At 65.7% G+C, this 18,334-nt stretch carries 11 protein-coding genes; 7 read left to right on the top strand and 4 right to left on the bottom strand.

Going from position 1 to position 18,334, the window contains the following annotated elements:
- Nucleotides 1-188: 188 nt before the first annotated feature.
- Complete coding sequence (locus BKA25_RS10940) at nt 189-1,658, bottom strand: MFS transporter (protein ID WP_069850104.1); 1,470 nt, start codon at nt 1,656-1,658, stop codon at nt 189-191.
- Between the two features lie 198 nt (nt 1,659-1,856).
- Here BKA25_RS10940 and BKA25_RS10945 point away from each other — a divergent pair, with 198 nt between their 5' ends.
- The 6 genes from BKA25_RS10945 to BKA25_RS10970 all read left to right on the top strand — a co-directional run bounded on the left by BKA25_RS10945 (nt 1,857) and on the right by BKA25_RS10970 (nt 7,625).
- Complete coding sequence (locus tag BKA25_RS10945) at nt 1,857-2,522, top strand: TetR/AcrR family transcriptional regulator (protein WP_084643698.1); 666 nt, start codon at nt 1,857-1,859, stop codon at nt 2,520-2,522.
- Between the two features lie 424 nt (nt 2,523-2,946).
- Entirely contained in the window at nt 2,947-4,185 is a 1,239-nt protein-coding gene (locus BKA25_RS10950; protein WP_069850102.1) for a cytochrome P450, read from the top strand.
- Nucleotides 4,186-4,187: 2 nt separating this feature from the next.
- Entirely contained in the window at nt 4,188-4,856 is a 669-nt protein-coding gene (locus BKA25_RS10955; RefSeq protein WP_069853777.1) for a TetR/AcrR family transcriptional regulator, read from the top strand.
- 68 nt (nt 4,857-4,924) lie between these two features.
- Complete coding sequence (locus BKA25_RS10960) at nt 4,925-5,122, top strand: ferredoxin (RefSeq protein ID WP_069850100.1); 198 nt, start codon at nt 4,925-4,927, stop codon at nt 5,120-5,122.
- A complete protein-coding gene (locus tag BKA25_RS10965) occupies nt 5,119-6,351 on the top strand; it encodes an NAD(P)/FAD-dependent oxidoreductase (RefSeq protein ID WP_069850098.1) in 1,233 nt (410 codons plus the stop codon). The genes BKA25_RS10960 and BKA25_RS10965 overlap by 4 nt, the downstream gene beginning before the upstream one ends.
- A 53-nt stretch (nt 6,352-6,404) precedes the next feature.
- The gene (locus BKA25_RS10970) at nt 6,405-7,625 is read left to right on the top strand and encodes a cytochrome P450 (RefSeq protein ID WP_069853776.1); all 1,221 of its coding nucleotides are present in this window, start codon (nt 6,405-6,407) and stop codon (nt 7,623-7,625) included.
- A 235-nt stretch (nt 7,626-7,860) separates the two neighbouring features.
- Here BKA25_RS10970 and BKA25_RS10975 read toward each other — a convergent pair whose 3' ends face one another.
- Both BKA25_RS10975 and BKA25_RS10980 read right to left on the bottom strand, forming a co-directional pair.
- A complete protein-coding gene (locus tag BKA25_RS10975; RefSeq protein WP_157421122.1) occupies nt 7,861-9,840 on the bottom strand; it encodes a P-loop ATPase, Sll1717 family in 1,980 nt (659 codons plus the stop codon).
- A 341-nt stretch (nt 9,841-10,181) separates the two neighbouring features.
- Nucleotides 10,182-14,123: a Dyp-type peroxidase gene (locus BKA25_RS10980; RefSeq protein WP_236750289.1), complete on the bottom strand. Its 3,942-nt coding sequence runs from the start codon at nt 14,121-14,123 to the stop codon at nt 10,182-10,184.
- A 976-nt stretch (nt 14,124-15,099) separates the two neighbouring features.
- On the opposite strand from BKA25_RS10980, the gene BKA25_RS10985 reads away from it, so the two are divergent.
- Complete coding sequence (locus BKA25_RS10985) at nt 15,100-16,638, top strand: DHA2 family efflux MFS transporter permease subunit (RefSeq protein WP_084643097.1); 1,539 nt, start codon at nt 15,100-15,102, stop codon at nt 16,636-16,638.
- A gap of 146 nt (nt 16,639-16,784) precedes the next feature.
- Here the strand turns inward: BKA25_RS10985 and BKA25_RS10990 are convergent, their stop codons facing one another.
- The gene (locus BKA25_RS10990; RefSeq protein ID WP_069850094.1) at nt 16,785-18,332 is read right to left on the bottom strand and encodes a tripartite tricarboxylate transporter permease; all 1,548 of its coding nucleotides are present in this window, start codon (nt 18,330-18,332) and stop codon (nt 16,785-16,787) included.
- Nucleotides 18,333-18,334: the final 2 nt, after the last annotated feature.

Below are 18,334 nucleotides of genomic sequence, written 5' to 3' on the forward strand. Positions count from 1 at the left end.
TCGTTGTCGCTGGTCAGCTCCCTTCAAGTTTCTCATTGAACTCCTATGTGAGACTTGCGCGAATAGAACACCCGATCAGCATTCGTGGTCGCTTTAAGAAGTCTCAAATACGGCTTCGATTGCGCCGCGCTGGTGATCCCGCCCCAGGCACGGGCTGCCGAAGGGGCGGGATCACCGGGCCTGGCGGTCTATCCCGCGACCTTCGCCGGGACCGCGACGGATTCCGGTGTCGACGACGGGCTCGCCGGTCGCCTGCCGGGGATGAAGGTCGCGATCAGCGCCGAGGTCAGTGCCGCGCCCGCGCCGATCGCCATGATGACCCGGAAGCCGTCCTGCGAGGGCAACGCGGCCCCGCCGAGGGTGATGGTCATCTGTGCCAGGACGACACCCGCCACGGCGCTGGAGGTCGAGGTGCCGATCGAGCGCATCAGGGTGTTGAAGCTGTTGGCGGCGGCTGTCTCAGACACCGGCACCGCCGACATGATGAGGGCGGGCATCGCACCGTAGGCCAGCCCGATGCCCGCGCCGATCACGCTGGAGACCAACACGAGATGCCACAACTCGGCCATCAACATCAGGTTGAGCCCATAACCCATGGCGACCACCAGCGTTCCGACGATCAAGGTCGTCTTGGGTCCGCCCAACCGCGAGATGCGGGCGGAGATCGGCGCCATCGCCATCATGACCAGGCCGGACGGTGCGAGAACCAATCCGACGACCATCATCGACTGACCCAGTCCATAACCGGTGGCCACCGGAAGCTGCAGCAGCTGCGGCATGACCAGGGACATCGCGAACATCGAGAAACCGAAGACAGCGGAGGCCAGGTTCGTCAGCAGAACGGGTCTTCTGCCGGTGGTGCGCAGGTCCACCAGGGGTTGCGTCGTCCGCAGCTCCCACCAGGCCCACGCCGCGAGCACCACCACGGCGCCACCGGTCAAGCCCAGGGTCAGCCCGTTCGTCCAACCCCAGTCGGCACCCTTGGAGATGACCAGTAAGAGACAGATCAGTGCGGTGGACAGACCCAATGCCCCGACGAGGTCGAAGCGTCCGCCCGTCTTGACCGGCGACTCCGGCACGATCCTGGTCACCAACACCGCCACGATCGCACCGAGTGCCGCAGCCAGCCAGAACAGCACATGCCAGTCGAAACGCTCGGCCAGCAGCGCCGCCGCAGGCAGTCCCAGCGCGCCGCCGACGCCGAGGGAGGCGCTCATCATCGCTGTGGCCGAGGCCAGCCGTTCGGCGGGCAGCGTGTCGCGCATGACGCTGATTCCCAGCGGGATCACACCGGAGGCCATGCCCTGGAGAGCCCGGCCCACGATCATCGGGGTGAGGCTGTTGCTGAGCGCGCAGACGACCGATCCCGTGATGAGCAGCGCCAGGCTGATCAGCAGCATTCGGCGTTTGCCATACATATCGCCCAATTTGCCCACGGTGGGGGTGGAGACCGAGGCGGCCAACAGCGTGGCGGTGATCGCCCAGGCCGTATCGGCCGCCGTGGCGTCCAAGAGTCGAGGCAGCTGAGGGACCAGCGGGATCACGACCGTCTGCATCAGCGAGACGACGATGCCCGCGAAGGCGAGTACCGCGACGACGGCGTTCGGCGCCGATGCCGGCGCGGCCGAGTCGGCGGTTCGCAGCCGAGAGCTGCCCATGGCGAAGCCTCCTTGAGGAAGGATGGGTTTGATGCAGCGGGATGGCGAAAATTAAATCAGTCGCCTGACTTACGTTAGACGATCCAATTCAGTACTCCGAGTGCCGTACCCCCACTGTGAACGATCACGGTCGAGGCCCGAAGTGCAACCAGGTCGAGATCTGGTAACCGAAAACCAGCTGGACAGGCGAGTACGGTGTTGCGCGTGCCGACCGATGTCCGTAGAACCCCCAGAGCCGAGCAGGTGGGTGCCACTCGCGAGCAGATCCTCACGACCGCCGAGCGTCTCTTCGCCGAGCAGGGCCTGTACGTGGTGTCCAACCGGCAGGTGAGCGCCGCTGCGGGCCAGGGCAACAACGCTGCCGTGGGGTACCACTTCGGGACCAAGATCGATCTGGTGCGGGCGATCGTCAGGCGGCACACGGGACACATCGAGACCCTCCGGCTCGAACTGGCCGAAGCGGTCGACGGTTCGTCGAATGTGCGGGACTGGATCGACTGCCTGGTGCGACCGTACGCCATGCACCTGAAATCACTCGGCGGTCCGACCTGGTTCGCGCGCTTCAGCGCACAGGTGATGACCGACCCCACCTTCGGTCGGATCATGGCCGAGGAGGCGCTCGCGACGGAATCACTGCGCCGCGTCGTCGTCGAGATCGACCGCTGTCTGCCGCAGGTGCCCGCCGAGGTCAGCGCCGAGCGCTCGGACATGGTGCGGCACCTGATAGTGCACGTCCTGGCCGAGCGCGAACGGGCGATCGCCGAGCGAGAGGGCACGCCGAGGGCGACCTGGGATACCGCCGCGACCGGGTTGGTGGATGCCATCACCGGGTTGTGGACGGCGCCGACCTCGCTCGGTTCCTGAATCCCGCCCCATGTTCCAGGGCGGTTAGTCGCACGAGTGGCGCGCGTTGTCGCCCCGGCGCTGCCGATCGGCGTAGCGATTACCCCCGAAAGTGCATCTGCGCCTGGTGCTGACGGCCGAGGTGGCGCTGTCCGATCAAGGCCCGGCGCTCTGGCGGTGTCGAACTCGAGGCGAGATCGATGTCCGATTCGAGCTCTACCTGCGGGAACGGGTTGGGCGGCGGCGTCCGGATCGCGGGACGGTCCGGTGATGGCCGCGACCAGTCGCCGGCTAGGCGAACGCCGCATCGAACCGGTGTCGATCGGCTTTTCAGGCGAGCTGCCGCCACGTAATTGTGATCCCAGTCACTGCGCGTAGATCTCCGCGCCAGGTGAAGTAAGTCAGTCGCTTGACTCAAACTCGTCGAATTGTTTAGCTGGCGTCCATGGAGATCAACGTGGATGCGGTCGCAGCAGGACGCGAAGAGGCCCCTGTTCTCGACTACCCGATCCCAGCTTCCTCGGCATTGGAACCGCCAGCCGAGTGGGACCGGCTGCGGCAGAGCTGTCCGGTTGCCCGCGTGCGTCTGCCCAGCGGGGACGAAGCCTCCCTGCTGACCCGTTACGACGACGTCAAACAGGTACTGGCCGACCCGAGGTTCCGTAGGCGACTCGACGCCCCCGAGGCCGCACGGGTCTCGACCAACGAATCCGGCGGCGTGTTCAACGGGGAAATGGCTGCGGCACTGCCCGAGGAGACCCACCAGCAGTGGCGGCGCATGGTCGGTAAGTGGTTTACCGCCAAGCGGATGACCGCCCTGCGCCCCGCCATCGAGGCGATGGCCGATCGACTGATCGACGACATGGTGGCCGCCGGACCCACCGCCGACCTCAAGAGCGCGCTGGGCTTTCCCCTGCCGGTGTGGGTCATCTGCGACATGCTCGGCGTGTCGGAGCACGACCGCGAGAAGTTCGCGTACTGGTCGAACACCCTGCTCAGCCTCACCCGCTTCACCCAGGCGGAGATCGACGCCGCGCAGGCCGAGTTCGCCGCATACATGTCGAACCACATCGCCGCCACCCGCGAGAACCCCGGCGACGACCTGATCAGCCAGCTGATCGCCGACGCGGACGCCGAGGGGCAGATCATGCCCGACCTCGCGCTGTTGAGCACGGCACAGGGCCTACTGGTCGCCGGACACGAGACCACCTCCAACATGATCGGCAAGATGGTCGCGATGCTGCTGGCGGACCGCTCCCGCTGGGAACAGCTGCTGGCCGACCGCTCGCTGGTGCGGACCGCGGTCGAGGAGACCCTGCGTCTAGACGCCAACCCCGGCTTCGGCATCCCGCGCTTCATCAGCGAGGACACCGAGATCGGCGGGGTCGCCGTTCCGCAGCACACCACCGTGGTGTGCAGCATGGGCGCCGCCAACCGCGACGAGAACACCTTCGACAGCGCGGGCGAGATGGACCTGACCCGCACCCCGAACGCCCACCTCGCCTTCGGCGCTGGCTCCCACTCCTGCCTCGGCCAATCGCTGGCGCGCACCGAACTGCAGGCCGTACTCGACGTACTGCTCCGACGACTGCCGAACCTGGAACTCGCGGTGCCCGTCGAGGAGCTGAAGCGCGTCGACGGCCTGATCGTCGGCGGTCTGGACGAGCTGCCCGTCCGGTGGTGAACGTGCCCGACGCAACCGAACGGCCCGCACCGACCAGAGCTGACAGAGCCGGTGACACCCGCGAACTGATCCTGGCGGCGGCAGAACGGCTCTTCGCCGAACACGGGGTGTTCGCGGTGTCCAACCGGCAGATCGGCGAGGCGGCCGGACAGGGCAACAACTTCGCCGTCGGTTACCACTTCGGCAGCAAGGCCGAGCTGGTGCGGACTATCACCCGCAGACACGCCGACATCGTCGAACGGGTCCGGGTACGGATGTTGGCCGAGATCGGCGACAGCACCGACGTCCGCGACTGGGTCGCCTGCCTGGTTCGCCCCTCGACCGAGCACTTGGACTCGTTGGGCAGCCCCACCTGGTACGCCAGGTTCGGGGCACAGGTGATGACCGACCCCGGACTGCGTCGGATCGTCATCGAGGACTCGTTGGCGACCCAACCGATCCAACAGGTGCTCGACGGACTGAACCGCTGCCTGCCATCGCTGCCGCTCTCCGTCCATCTGGAGCGCAGCGCCATGGCCCGCAACCTCATGTCCTACACCTTCGCCGAGCGAGAACGCGCGCTCGCCGAGAACACCACCACACCCAGGGCCAGCTGGGAAGACACCGCCACCGGACTGATCGACGCGATAGTCGGGATGTGGCTGGCACCGGTCACCACACCCACCGACTGACCCGAACCCACCCAGAGAACCCGAGAGCGGGCGCCACCATCGGCGTCCGAATTGGAGGAAAGCGACAGATGAAGGTCACTGTGGACGAGGACAAGTGCTGCGGCGCAGGATCCTGCGTGCTGGCGGCGCCCGACGTCTTCGACCAGCGCGACGAGGATGGCGTCGTCGTCCTGCTCGATGCCGAACCGCCCGCCGAGCTGCATCTGGCAGTGCAGGAGGCCGCCGATGTGTGCCCGGCAGCCGCGATCACGCTGAGCGGAAAGTGACCAGCAGTCCTTCCGACGTGCTGATAGTCGGAGCGTCCGCAGCGGGACTGGCCACCGCCGAGGCCTTACGCCGCAAGGGCTACACCGGTTCGCTGACCATGGTCGGCGCCGAACCGCAGCTGCCCTACGACCGCCCGCCACTGTCCAAACAGGTGTTGGCAGGAACCTGGGAACCCGAGCGGGCCAGATTACGACCCCCCGAGGTCCTGGAGGAACGGCTGGCGGCCCGGCTGGTCCTCGGCGACCCGGCGATACGGCTGGACGTACCGACCCGCACCGTGTCGACCTCGGCGGGCCTGTCGTTGACCGCCGACGCGGTCGTACTGGCCACCGGGGTCCGCCCACGACCGCTCCCGAACCAACCCGACCTCGACGGCGTCCACCTACTGCGCACGATCGACGACGCCACCAAGCTCCGCACAGGCCTGCAGAACTGCAGCCGGCTGGTCGTGGTCGGTGACGGTGTCCTCGGCGCCGAGGTCGCCGCGACCGCCCGCACCCAGGGCGTCGACGTCACCATGGTCGGACCCCAACCGGCTCCGCTGGCCGCGCAACTCGGCGGGCTCGTCGCCGGACTGCTCGGCGACCTGCACCGCGAACGGGGCGTCACACTGCGGCCCGGCGCCGCCGTGACCGGCTTCGCCAGCACGGAGAACCGGGTGACCGGTGTCCGACTGGCCACCGGCGAGACCATCCCGGCCGATGTCGTCGTGGTCGCACTCGGCGCCATCCCGAACACCGAATGGCTCGACGGCAGTGGGATCCCGGTCGACAACGGCGTCGTGTGCGACGCGCACTGCCGGGCTGCCGCAGGCGTGTACGCCGCCGGGGACGTCGCCCGCTGGCACCACGACGACCTCGACACCGCACTGCGGCTGGAGAATCGCACCAACGCCACCGAACAGGCGATGGTGGTCGCCGACAACATCCTGGGCAACCCTCGCCGTTACACCCCGGTCCCGTACTTCTGGACCGACCAGTTCGACGCCAAACTGCAGATTCACGGCCTGCCCGGCACCGGAACCGAGGTGTCCGTGGTCGACGGCGACCCGACGGAGGGCCGTTTCGCCGCCGTGTACCGGCGAGCAGGCGACCCCGTCGGCGTCCTCGGCTGGAACATGCCCAAACAGGCGCGCGAACTCCGCCGCCGACTCCTCGGCGAACCACGCGCCGCAGGCACCGCCCCGGCCGCCCCGGCCCCCTTGGCGACGGCCGACTCCTCGTCCTAGGCCGAATGCGGTCGCGGCACCGCAACGCCATCGCATTCATCGGAAGGAAGATCATGACCAGCACCATGGACCCGGCAGCCCCCGACACGGCCGAGGTTCCCGAATACCCGATGCCCCGAGCGCAGGGGTGTCCCTTCGACCCGCCGCCCGAGCTGAAAGCCCTCCAAGAGCAGGGCCCGCTGGTCCGGGTCCGGTTGTGGGACGGCAGCACTCCCTGGCTGGTCACCCGCTACGCCGATCAGCGCGCGGTGCTGTCCAACCCGAACGTCAGCGCGGTGATGTCGCGACCCGGCTACCCCCGCCAAACCGAGGGCAACGGCACCCTCAGCTTCATCAGCATGGACGACCCGGAACACGCGCGACTGCGCCGCATGGTGGGCGCCGCCTTCACGGTGAAGAAGGTCGCCGCGATGCGCCCCGCCGTACAGAAGATCGTCGACGACGCGATCGACGAGATGCTCGCCGGGCCGAACCCGACCGACCTGGTGGAGGCCTTCGCGCTACCGGTGCCTTCCCTGGTCATCTGCGACCTGCTCGACGTGCCCTACTCCGACCACGACTTCTTCCAGCAGAACAGCAAGACCCTGATCAACCGCAACTCCACGCCGGAGGAACGCGCGGCGGCGATCGGACGACTCGGCGTCTACCTCGACGGACTGATCAGCAAGAAACTCGTCGAACCCGGCGACGACCTGCTGTCCAACCTCGCGGGCCGGATCCAGGCAGGCGAGCTGGAACGCCAGGAAGCGGCCTCGATGGCGGTGCTGCTGCTGATCGCCGGGCACGAGACCACCGCCAACATGATCGCCCTCGGCACCCTCGCGCTGCTGGAGAACCCCGAACAGCTGGCATTGGTGCGAGACTCGGACGACCCCAAGATCGTCACCCACGCAGTCGAGGAACTGCTGCGTTACCTCAACATCACCCACGGCGGGCGTCGTCGCGTCGCTTTGGAGGACATCGAGGTCGCAGGCCAGCCGGTCCGCGCAGGTGAGGGCCTGATCATGCCCAACGAGATCGCCAACCGCGATCCCGAGGCGTTCGCCGAGCCCGACCACATCGACGTCACCCGCGAGGCAAGGCACCACGTCGCCTTCGGGTTCGGCGTGCACCAGTGCCTCGGCCAGCCCCTGGCCCGGCTGGAACTGGACATCGTCTATCGCACCCTTTACCGGCGGGTCCCCGAACTGCGGTTGGCGACCGATTTCGAGAAGGTGCCGTTCAAGCACGACGGATTCGTCTACGGGGTTCATGAGCTGCCGGTGAGCTGGTGATCACGCTTCGGTGCCGCTGAGCTGTGTAGCGGCGGGGACGATGGCTCGGGCGGTGCCTCGAGATCTGTAGAAGCGCCGGCGCCGTCGTCCCCTCGTCGGGCCGGCTGTCCATCTGAAGATCATCGCCGGGTTATGGCCGTTGGCGGTCGAGGACCGAGGATATGGGTGAGTCTGGTTTGGGTCAGAGCGCTGTAGCTTCGTGCGCCCGAATCCACGGCACCATCGGCGGGCCTGCCTACGGTTGGTCGACCACAGTCTCGTCCGGATCGTCGTGTGTCAACTCGGCGGGGCGGCGCTTGGGCTTTGGTTTGAGGACCACATCGGCGCCAGCCGAACTGGCGAAACTCATGCCGCCAGAGATAGTTGCCGCCTGGACGACGTTCCCGACGATATTGCCAGTAGCGTCGTTGACTATGGTCGACACATGGGGCTGAGTTGCGCCGAGTGCGGGACGGAAGCACGGATGAACACAGAAACTAGACTCGAACGGGCGAATCGAAGTCTCGATCGTTCCTGCATATACATAATTCTGCCCCCGATGCACGCCGAGGAAGCCAACCGCGTAAAGTAATTCGATAATCGCGTCCGGATCAAAAAATTCAGCGTACATGTCGTATCTGCTTCGAAAGTAACGCTGAAAAGGCTGGTAGAGTGCGGCGATGGACGTACGGGTCAGTTCGTATCCTGTGTCCCGAAAAACGGTCAGCAACGAGCTGAGGAACGGAAAGCGAGTACCGTACTCCTTCGCGAGATCGAGTAACTTCCATCGGGAGAACACGAGCGTGGCATCTACCACGTCGGCTGCCGAGATGTGACGGTGCCCGTTGGCCAGTGCGGTGTCTCGGCACTGGTTGAGGAACTGGATGGCGTCACGCGGGCGCGGTAGCATACGTGTGAACAAGTAGTCTGCGGTGCGTTCCCCTGCAATCATGGCGGGAAAAATCCCGCCCCACAGGTCTGCGGGCTGCAATCGCTGTCCCAGCGCGATACTAGCCCGAGTGAGAGCGAGTTGATGCAGCATGCGAACGGTCCAGTCTAGTCGGATCTCGTCGCTGTGAAATTTGTCCGCGTCGCTGAATTCTAGAACATCGTAGATGTCTGAGCGCAAGAAGAGAACGCAGCGAACCGGGCCCCCGTAAACCAGCGCCGCGTGCTTGCCCGCCAGGAGTAGGCCGATGATGAGCGATTCGCTGTCTGCCTCTCCCGACCAGATTTGTTCTAACTGATCCACCATCACCAGTAGGGTGCCGTGCTCGTCGGCGCATCCCAGCTCCTCGAATGCCCGCCGTACTCCCGATTCCACCACGTCGAGCTGACGGGAAGCCCGAACACCTGCCGGAGTGTTATTGGCGCTGGCTGCCACCTTTACGCCGAATGCCTCCAATGAGAACGATGAGAGTAAACCGCGGCTCGCGCGAGCGATTCGATGATAGAGACTCTGCTCGGTGATTTCTCCGTTATCCCGCAAGAATCTTTCTAGCGCGCTTACCGAGGCGAGGCGCCGTCGCCGATGGACCTTGTCGCCAGCGTGTTGCACCACGTGTCTTGCGGCGTGGATGGCGAAGACATACCGCCACAGCAATGCCTTGGCCGATGGCGCAGTCAACCCGTCCAGCTCGAATCGGCGGAGTTCCTCGCCGACGGCATCATCTGGCGTGATAAGGCAAGATTTGTTGGGGCCGAGGTTGCTGAGTGCCAGGTGCATGCAGATCGCACTTTTACCCGAACCCTTGCGGCCGATGATCAAATTTTTGCGTCCGGTGACGACTTCCGAATAGGCGGTGGTCGGGATGAAACCCTCTCGCAGCAATCCGTCAGCCATGTCGTGTTCGGCATCGTCGCGACCGAAATACAATCGGTGTACGACCTGTGCTTGGTCGATAGGGGCGGTGCTGCCGTCGCCCGAAGTCATGCCCAGACCAACCTGCTCGGCGACCCTTGGAGTGCGCGCGCTGTCGGCTGCTGCCCGAAGTGCCGTATTGAGCCGAACGTCGAACCCCGGCAGACGGTCGAGCGCTTCCTCGACCGCGAGTTCGGCGCGCAGCCGTGTCCTCGGTGAAACCCGGCCGTCAGTAGCTTCGATAAGTAGCTGCCGAATGGCGGAGTCCTCGCCCAACGTTGCTGCCACAAGCTCGCCTACCCGTATCGCGGCAGCACTCGGCTCGGTCAGCTGCCGGGCGGCCCACGCCTCCACCAGTTCAACGGCGTCACGCATGCAGTGCTCCTCCACGATGACCTGACTGGACTCGTTATCGGACTGCTGAACCAGAGTCGAGCTAATAGCCATCTGTCTCTTCCGGAAGCTGGATGTCACTTTACCCGACCGACGGTCTAGGCGGTGGGCGCGGCAGGAAGAAATCCAAGTCGAGGTATTGGGGCGTGCGTGGAATAACGCCGGGCGTGGGATGGTGTTTGTTGGCAGTGCAATTTGTTGGTGTAGCGGCGTTTGTTGGTCGTTGTTGTTGATGTGTCCGACTCGTCCACCGTGGGACTCGACACCGAAACACACCGTCGCCGAGCGGTACGCCCGACATCGTCGAGCGTACCGCCGACCGGCTACTGCGCCGTGATGCTGAACGGCCTGCGCTGGTGGGTGCGCTGATGGCCGGGGAACATCGAGATGAAGAACTCCGACCAGCCACCCATCCGAACCCGGAGCAGGTCGTACTTCTCCGGATCGAGGCAGGCCGCGTCGAAGGTCTCCGGATTCGCGCAGGTCACCGTGAGAAGGTTGGAACCGGCACCGTCGACGAACGCTCGGAGAACCTCTTTGAGCTCATCGAGATCGAAGTCCTCCCGAATGTTCATGTCTGTGGGTGCGGTGTCCCACAACGCATCCGTACCCGGACCGGACAGGCTCTTCAACACGGTCAGGAGACCAGCCTCTTGGTGATCGACTGCCCGATCACCAGGGCTGGGCGCCGCACTCAGATCCGTCGCCAGTGGCTCGCCGGATCGCCTTCCCTCCGCCGACGCGCCTGCCATCGCACCGAACTCCAGGTAATTCTCGAAGGTGCCGACTCCCGGCTGCATCTGCACACCGAACGGATGCTCCGCGCTGCCGAATCGGCGGGCGAGTTCGACCATGGTCCGTGCGCTCGGCGCGGCAGGGTCGGTGAACACCGACAGCACCGTTTCGGAGACCCGTTGCAGGAATTCGTTGCCGAAGGCGTCGATCTCGGCGTTGCCTCGGCCGTACTTCGGGAGAGCCAGCGCTACCTCGCGAATGTCGCGGAATCGCTCGGCGCGTGCGGCGATCCGCCCTTCACCGGCCAGAACGCTGATGAACGGCTCGACCATGGACTCGCCCCAGTCGCACATCAACGCCTCGACCAGCTCGGGAAGCGAGGTGACCGCCGTGGTCGGCTCGAATACCAGCTGGCGCACGGCGTACAGCGAATTGATGGCGTTCGGCAGCGCCGTGAAACAGGGCGCGAACACGTTGTAGCGGGGGCCGCCCGCGTAGTAGTCCATCCCCTTCTCGACGCAGTCGTCCACGAAGACCGACAGCAGCGGAGACGGACACACATCGCTGGTCTGCCCGTACAGTCCCAGGGTTCCATCGGCCTGCTTGGCGTACATCCAGAACAGATGCGTGAAGAACAACTCCAGCACTTCGTCGAAGGTCGTGATCTCGCTCGGCTTCGGCGAGCTGAACGACACACGCTGGCCTCGGAAGTACATCGGCCCCGCCGTCAGCCACGACTTGCCCTGGTTGAGGCTGGCTTCCAGAACCTGAAGCGTGTTGATACCGCCGAGGGTGAACCAGTTCTTTCCGATGAACTGCGGCTCGTAACAGCCGTCGCAGGCATAGTCACGCGCAACGCTCAATGGAACGTCGCTGCGCCACAACTCGCCTGCCTTCTCCCGCACCGGAGTGAACTCGGTGGGATCTGCGGGACCGTCGCCGATCTCCTCACCACTACGGATGAGCCCGGGGATGACCTTCTCGTCGTTGATCAGGATCGGATGCGCCCCGCCGCTGATGATCGCCAGGGCTGCTTCGTCCAGGTATTCCTGGGGCATGTCGGGCCGGACCCGGAGCGACAGACACGGCGCATTGAGCGGGAGCCTGCGGGCGGCGCGTAGACAGAGCATGGTCAAGCGGTTGTAGGCGGGCTTGCCCGCGCCAGGCTCGTCATCCGCGAGTGTGCCGCCGACGGTGATCTGCTGCACCCATTGATTGTTGGCCGCACCCTGCGGATAGGCCCCGCTCGCCCCACCCATCGCCATGTTCCCGGACTGCTGATGGTCGTCGACGAACATGCGGTTCCATAGGACGTTGCCGCCCAGCTTCACCCACAGGCAGTCGATGACCTCTTGAGCCTGGTCGTCATCGATCAACTCCGCCGCGATATCGCGGTCGTAGAAGGGCTGGAGCAGCTGATCGAGCCTGCCGATCGCGGTGGGTTCGCCGATGAGGTGCAGGCAGGAATGCAGGGTGAAGATCAGTTGTGCGGCCTCGACGAGGGTGTCCGGCGGTTCGTGGGCGAGCTTGCGCATCCGTGCTTGAACCTCGGCGAGATTGTGTTGTTCGGCCACCATCGAGTCCGGCAGGTCCGCCGCGTGTTGCTCGGCGAGGTCCGCGAAGGCGAGGCAATGGTCGCGCACCCCCTCCAACGCCAGCCGGATCGCGAGATAGAACTCGATCTTAGGCTGGTCGCTCGCCACGGACGCCTTGTCGGAGATGTCGGCGAGCAGTCCGCGCAGGCCCTTGTCCAACAGACGCTGGTAGTCCGGCACGACATGCCCGACGCCGGATGCGGCACTCAGATTCCGGAAATAGTCGCCGAGCTGTTCGTCGGCTCGCCGGTAGTCGACGACGTATTTGCCCTGGCCGAGACCGAGGGTCGGCATGCCGCCGACGATCAGTTCGAAGGGGTCCAGGTGGTAGGTGTCGGAGCCGTTGACCCAATTGCCCTGGTCGTCGCGCCTGCGACCCCGGAAGCCGTACTCCTCGGAGGCGAACACCCGACTCAGCCCGAGCTTGACCGACCAACCCATTCGTTCCATGACCCGGCCGGCCATGATCTCGGCGGCCCGCTGCGCCCCGAGTTCGTGTTCGAGGAGGACCGACAGGTGCGGCGGCTCCGGCTGTACTCGGTCGAAGTACCAGTTGTCCTGCCAACGGGAGAACGCCTTGGCCAGCAAGCGCAGCACTCGTTTGCTGGGAGGTAGGTAGCGAAGCCGGTCCGCGCCTGCCATGGTGCCCATCGTGAACAGGTAATCGCGGTGGTTGTAGTACAGGTACCCGTTCGAGGATCGGCCGGTGAAGTGCCGGTCCAGGCGGTTCCAGTCGACTCCCGGGAAACGATCCCAGCCGTCTTCGTGCAGCTTGCCGAGCTTCGCCGGTGCCAGTTGCAGGGCGGTCTGGCTCGGGATGAAGTAGAACCCGCCGATATCGGCGTGCACCGTGTTCAGTAGTCGGTCGGCGACGTAACCGGGTTCCTGACCGAGCTGGCTGGTCATGATCTCCTCGAGCACGCCGACGGCCTTGGCGTAGCCAGCGAAGTACACGCCGTGCTCGTCCCGCAGGCTGGCCCCCTTGAGCCGCAGCTCGTTGTTCTTGGTCGCTGTAGAGGTGCCGTAGGGCAGGCCGAGCCGCAGGATCCGCATCGTGTCGCCCGACTCATCCTGGACCCGGGAACACTTGATGTGGCTGCGGTCGTCCCGGGTGGGCACGATGATGTCCTCGGCGGTCCGACCGACGAGATCCTCGATCTGATCCGGTCCCATGTTCAGGATGTGTTCCCAGTTGAACGCGAAACGCTGGGACAGTGCGAAAGACGATCCCGCGTACCAGGGATCCTCGTTGCCGACGATCGTGTGACTTTCGATAGTCACGGGGTCGGTCGGGTTGTTGAGATTCTCGGAGAATCGGCAGCCGAGTACCTTGCCACCGAGCTTGTCGGCACGCACGGATTTCGTCGCGGCCGCCTGGAAGACCGTTCGCGATTCGTCGATACAGTTCTTAGCGGCGAGTAGTCGCGATATCGACTCGTACACCGCAGGGCAGTCGTCCTCGCGGTCGGATTTGATGTGGAACCACAGATCGGCCTGCGAATCGGCGAAGGTGCCCTGCGAACGGGCGAACACGTCGGACGTCGGGTGCGGACCGGTCGACGTGTTCGCCGGGCAGGTGAGTGCCATGCCGCGTGGCAGTTCGAGACCGTCGGTCTCGCAGATCTCCTGCCACAGTCCGAAACCGACTCCGAGCACGGCGGTGGTGTTGGCACCCGCGTGATGTTTCTGGATGGCTTCGCCAACCTCGGTGAGTACCTCGGCCAGTACCGACCTGCTGATCTTCGCGCCCTCCGGTGCGCGCCAGAAGGTAGCGAATAGGGCATACGGGGAGGGGTAGACGAGGCCGGGCTGAACGTGCTGCCAGATCTCGTGGCCTGTCAGCACATCATCGGGCGGTACCGGGAAGTTGCCGGGCTCCGTTCGCGGTCCGGGTACCTGGCCGGTGGTGGCGATGGTGGTCGAGGAGTCGGTCACTGCGGGCCTTTCCGTTGTCGCATGACTGTCGACGCCGCGCTTCGGGAACGTCGCGTCGAACCAGGGACGGCCTGGGCCCAGTAAAAAGTGAAGTTTTCACGTATTGTGGTGAAAGAGTGCGCCATAGCTCGATTCGATGCTGGTGCAGTCCAGCAGGTATCGATTGTCGTCGAAGCGGTATCCGTGCAAGAAGGTGAGAAATGAAATATATTTTTCGATTAGTCGTCTTCACTGATGTGGTTGCCCAGGCGTGAACAAAATAGTGATTGAGCAGCTGTATTTCCATCCCTCGGACGGGTGGGGTTCTTGAGGAATCCGCCAGCGCGCTGGTATGGGGCGCCGCTGGCCGCCGTGTTCGGCGGGGCCTGGCCACGCGGGCACCCGGGGTGTTCTCGCCAACGGCGTCCGGCGCGAGCATCGCCCCCGAACCACGGCGACCCGGCCAGTCGCACAGCGGACGGTTCCCCGAGCCTCACTGTCGGTGGCGGCTGCCGAAGAAGATTACCGAGTCGAGATCTTCGCAGCGGAATACGGGCCGTCCGATCACCGTTGCCAGTCGGTGGATGGGGTTACGCTGGAAGGGCTACTGACATCGTCGTGGAGGTGCTCGGATACACACATCGACACCTGCATAGTCAGAGACCGTTCTTCCCCGCGCGGTTCGTCCTAGGACGCAGCCGGTGGGGGAGAATTTTTTGCCTTGTGGTCGGCGTCATCGAGGACGCCATCGCGCCAGCACCCGATCCCCGGTCACCAACCCCGAATGCAACGACGGTGTGCCGTGGATCGGCCGCACGGGGTGGTCGGCTCCGGCCCATCGGACCGAGCGCCCCGCCGGGCTCAGCCGGCCTCGATCAACCTGCCGGGCCAGCGCCAACGACGGTGAGCAGCCATTCTCGTTCTCACGCGAGACCTCCCGGTCTCGCCCACATCCTGGGCGCGTGAGCACGACCTACTTTCGTGAGAGGTTCCAGTAATGATCGACCCTGCGAGCACTGCGACCGCGGGATCCGACCGAGTTGTTCCACCGCCGAAAGCCAACGTGCTGATCGCAGTACTGGTCGCCTCGGCGTTCGTCATGATTCTCAACGAGACGATCCTGAGCGTCGCCCTGCGCGACCTCACCGTCGACCTCGATATCACCACGACGACGGCTCAGTGGCTGACCAGTGGATTCCTGCTGACAATGGCCGTGGTCATCCCGACGACCGCATTCCTGTTGGAACGGTTCACACCGCGCCAGATCTTCCTTGCCTCGTTGACGCTGTTCGGGGTCGGCACCCTGCTCAGCGCGTTGGCACCCGGCTTCGGGATGCTGCTGGTCGGCCGCATCATCCAGGCCTGCGGTACCGCAGTCATGATGCCCCTGCTGATGACCTCGGTCATGCGACTGGTGCCGGTGGCCAACCGTGGCGCGACGATGGGCACGATCACCATCGTCATCGCGGTCGCCCCGGCATTGGGCCCGACAATCGGTGGGGCGGTGCTGTCCTCACTGGGTTGGCGCTGGATCTTCTGGTTGGTTCTTCCGCTAGCGGCTGTCGCGCTGGTCATCGGCGTGGTCTGGATGCGGTTGGAGAGCGAGACACGCAAGGTGCCGTTGGACGTGCTCTCGGTGCTGCTGTCCGCCTTCGGTTTCGGTGGCCTGCTGTACGGGCTGGCCTCCATCGGTGAGTCCGCGGGGGGCGAGCACCTGGTGCCGCCGTGGGCGCCGATCGTGGTCGGTGCCGTTGCACTCGCAGCCTTCATCGGCCGCCAGGTCCTGCTGCAACGCCAAGAACGCGCCCTGCTCGACCTGCGGCCCTTCACCTACCGCACCTTCCGCGTCGCCCTGGTGCTGACGGCGCTGCTGTTCCTGTGCATGTTGGGCGCGGCGGCGATCCTGCTGCCGCTGTACCTGCAGACCGTGCTGAACGTGAGCACCTTCGTCAGCGGGCTCGCGGTACTGCCCGGTGGCCTGGTCCTCGGTCTGCTGGGGCGTCCGGTGGGACGACTGTTCGACCGTCTCGGCGCCCGGCCGCTGGTGGTCCCGGGTGCGGGCGCGATGGCGGTGTCGCTGTGGCTGTTCACGACCTTGGGGCCGGAGTCGTCGGTCGGCATGGTCGTGGCCATCCACGTGGTGTTCATGGCCGGTCTCGGCTTGATGATGACGCCGTTGATGACCGAGTCGCTCAGCGTGCTGCCCGACAACCTGCACTCGCACGGCAGCGCGATCCTGGCGACCCTGCAGCAGGTCGCAGGCGCCTTCGGTACCGCGGTGTTCATCACGGTGGCCTCGCTGAGCACCTCCCAGGGGACCGGTGCTCCCGACGCCGCCGGGCTGCGCACCGCGTTCATCGTCGCCGGGTGCATCGGGGTGGCCGCGTTCATCACCTCGTTGTTCGTCCGCAGCAGCAAGAAGGACACGCCGGAGTCCGGGGTGCCCGGCGCGGCGGATCCGGCGCTCGCCCTCGACGTCGAGGAGCCCGGTGTCGAGTCGTTACGTGCCCCGAGCCGGGTGGCCTCGGACTCCTGAGCGAGTACCCGCCTGACTGCGGCGGGTGACACGACGAGCATGAACCCGCCGCCCTGCGGTGGGTGACACAACAAAGCGGCGCGGGACCTGGTCGTTCACCAGGTCCCGCGCCGCAGTCGTCTGTTCAGCCGGGGATCGACCCGGTCCTACACCCGCTCGTCCTTCCGGTCCTGATCGGTGTCCTGCTCGTCGGACCCGACCGCCGCCTTGGCGGCCCGACGGCGAGCCAAGACCGACTTGAGAATCGGCATCAGGGCCACCACGACGAAGGCGAGGAGCAGCGTCCCGGAGATCGGTCGGGTGACGAACCCGGTCGGGTCGCCGTCGAAGATCAGCAGGGAGCGGCGGAGCGAGTCCTCCAGCAACGAGCCGAGCACGAAGGCCAGCACCAGCGGTCCGGGGTCGAAACCGCACTTCTTCATCAGGTAGCCCAGCGCGCCGAAGACGATCACCAGGATGATGTCGAAGGGGTCGTTGCGCACCGTGTACACGCCGATCAGGGTGATCAGCACGGTGATGGGCGCCAGGATGGTCGGCCGCACCCGCAGGATCTTCACGAACAGCCCCACCAGCGGGATGCTCATGATCAGCAGCAGGATGTTGCCGATGTACATCGAGTTGACCACGCCCCAGAACAGCTCGGGCTCCTCGGTGACCAGCCGGGGGCCGGGGCTCACGCCCTGGATCAACAGCGCGCCGAAGATGACCGCCATCGTGGCGTTCGCGGGGATACCCAGCGACAGCAACGGGATGAACGACGAGGTGGCGGCGGCATTGTTGGCGGTCTCCGGCGCCGCGACACCCTCCACCGCGCCCTTGCCGAAGCGCTCCGGCTTCTTGGCCCGCCGCTTCTCCAACGCGTAGGCGGCCAGCGAGGAGAGCGTGGCGCCACCGCCTGGCAGGATGCCCAGGATGAAGCCGAGGACCGAACCACGTCCGATCGCACCGGAGGACTGTCGCAGGTCGGCCTTCGACGGCCAGACGTTGGCGATCTTCGACGGCGGTTTCGAGGCCCGGTGCCGTTCCTCCAGGTTGTAGAGGATCTCGCCGAGTCCGAACAGGCCCATCGCGATGGGCACGAAGTCCAAGCCGTCGGCCAACGACAGGTTGCCGAAGGTGAAGCGCTCGACGCCGGTGAAGCCGTCGCGGCCGACGGTGGCCAGCAGCAGGCCGACACAGGCGGCGATGACGGCCTTGATCCGGTTGCCGCCGCCGACCGTGGAGACGAGCAGAATGCCCAGCAGTGCGAGCGCGGTGTACTCGGGCGGCCCGAAGTCCAGGGCGAAGCCGGTGACCACGGGCGCGAGCAGCGTCAGGCCGAGGATCGAGACGGTGCCGCCGATGAAGGAGCCGATGGCCGCGATGCCCAGCGCGGTGCCCGCCTTGCCCTGGCGGGCCAGTGCGTGTCCGTCGAAGACGGTGACCACCGAGGACGCCTCGCCGGGTAGCCGCAGCAGCACCGAGGTGATCGTGCCGCCGTACTGGGCGCCGTAGAAGATGCCCGCCAGCATGATGATCGAGGTGACGGGTTCGATGCCGAAGGTGACCGGCAGCAGGATCGCGATGGTCGCCGCCGGGCCGAGGCCGGGCAGGACCCCGACCAGCATTCCGACGACCACCCCGATCAGGCAGTACAAGAGGTTGATGGGCTCCAAGACGACAGCGAAGCCGTCCAAGACCGGTGACAGGTCCACGG

The organism is Actinoalloteichus hymeniacidonis (genome assembly GCF_014203365.1).
Taxonomy (GTDB): Bacteria; Actinomycetota; Actinomycetes; order Mycobacteriales; family Pseudonocardiaceae; genus Actinoalloteichus_A; species Actinoalloteichus_A hymeniacidonis.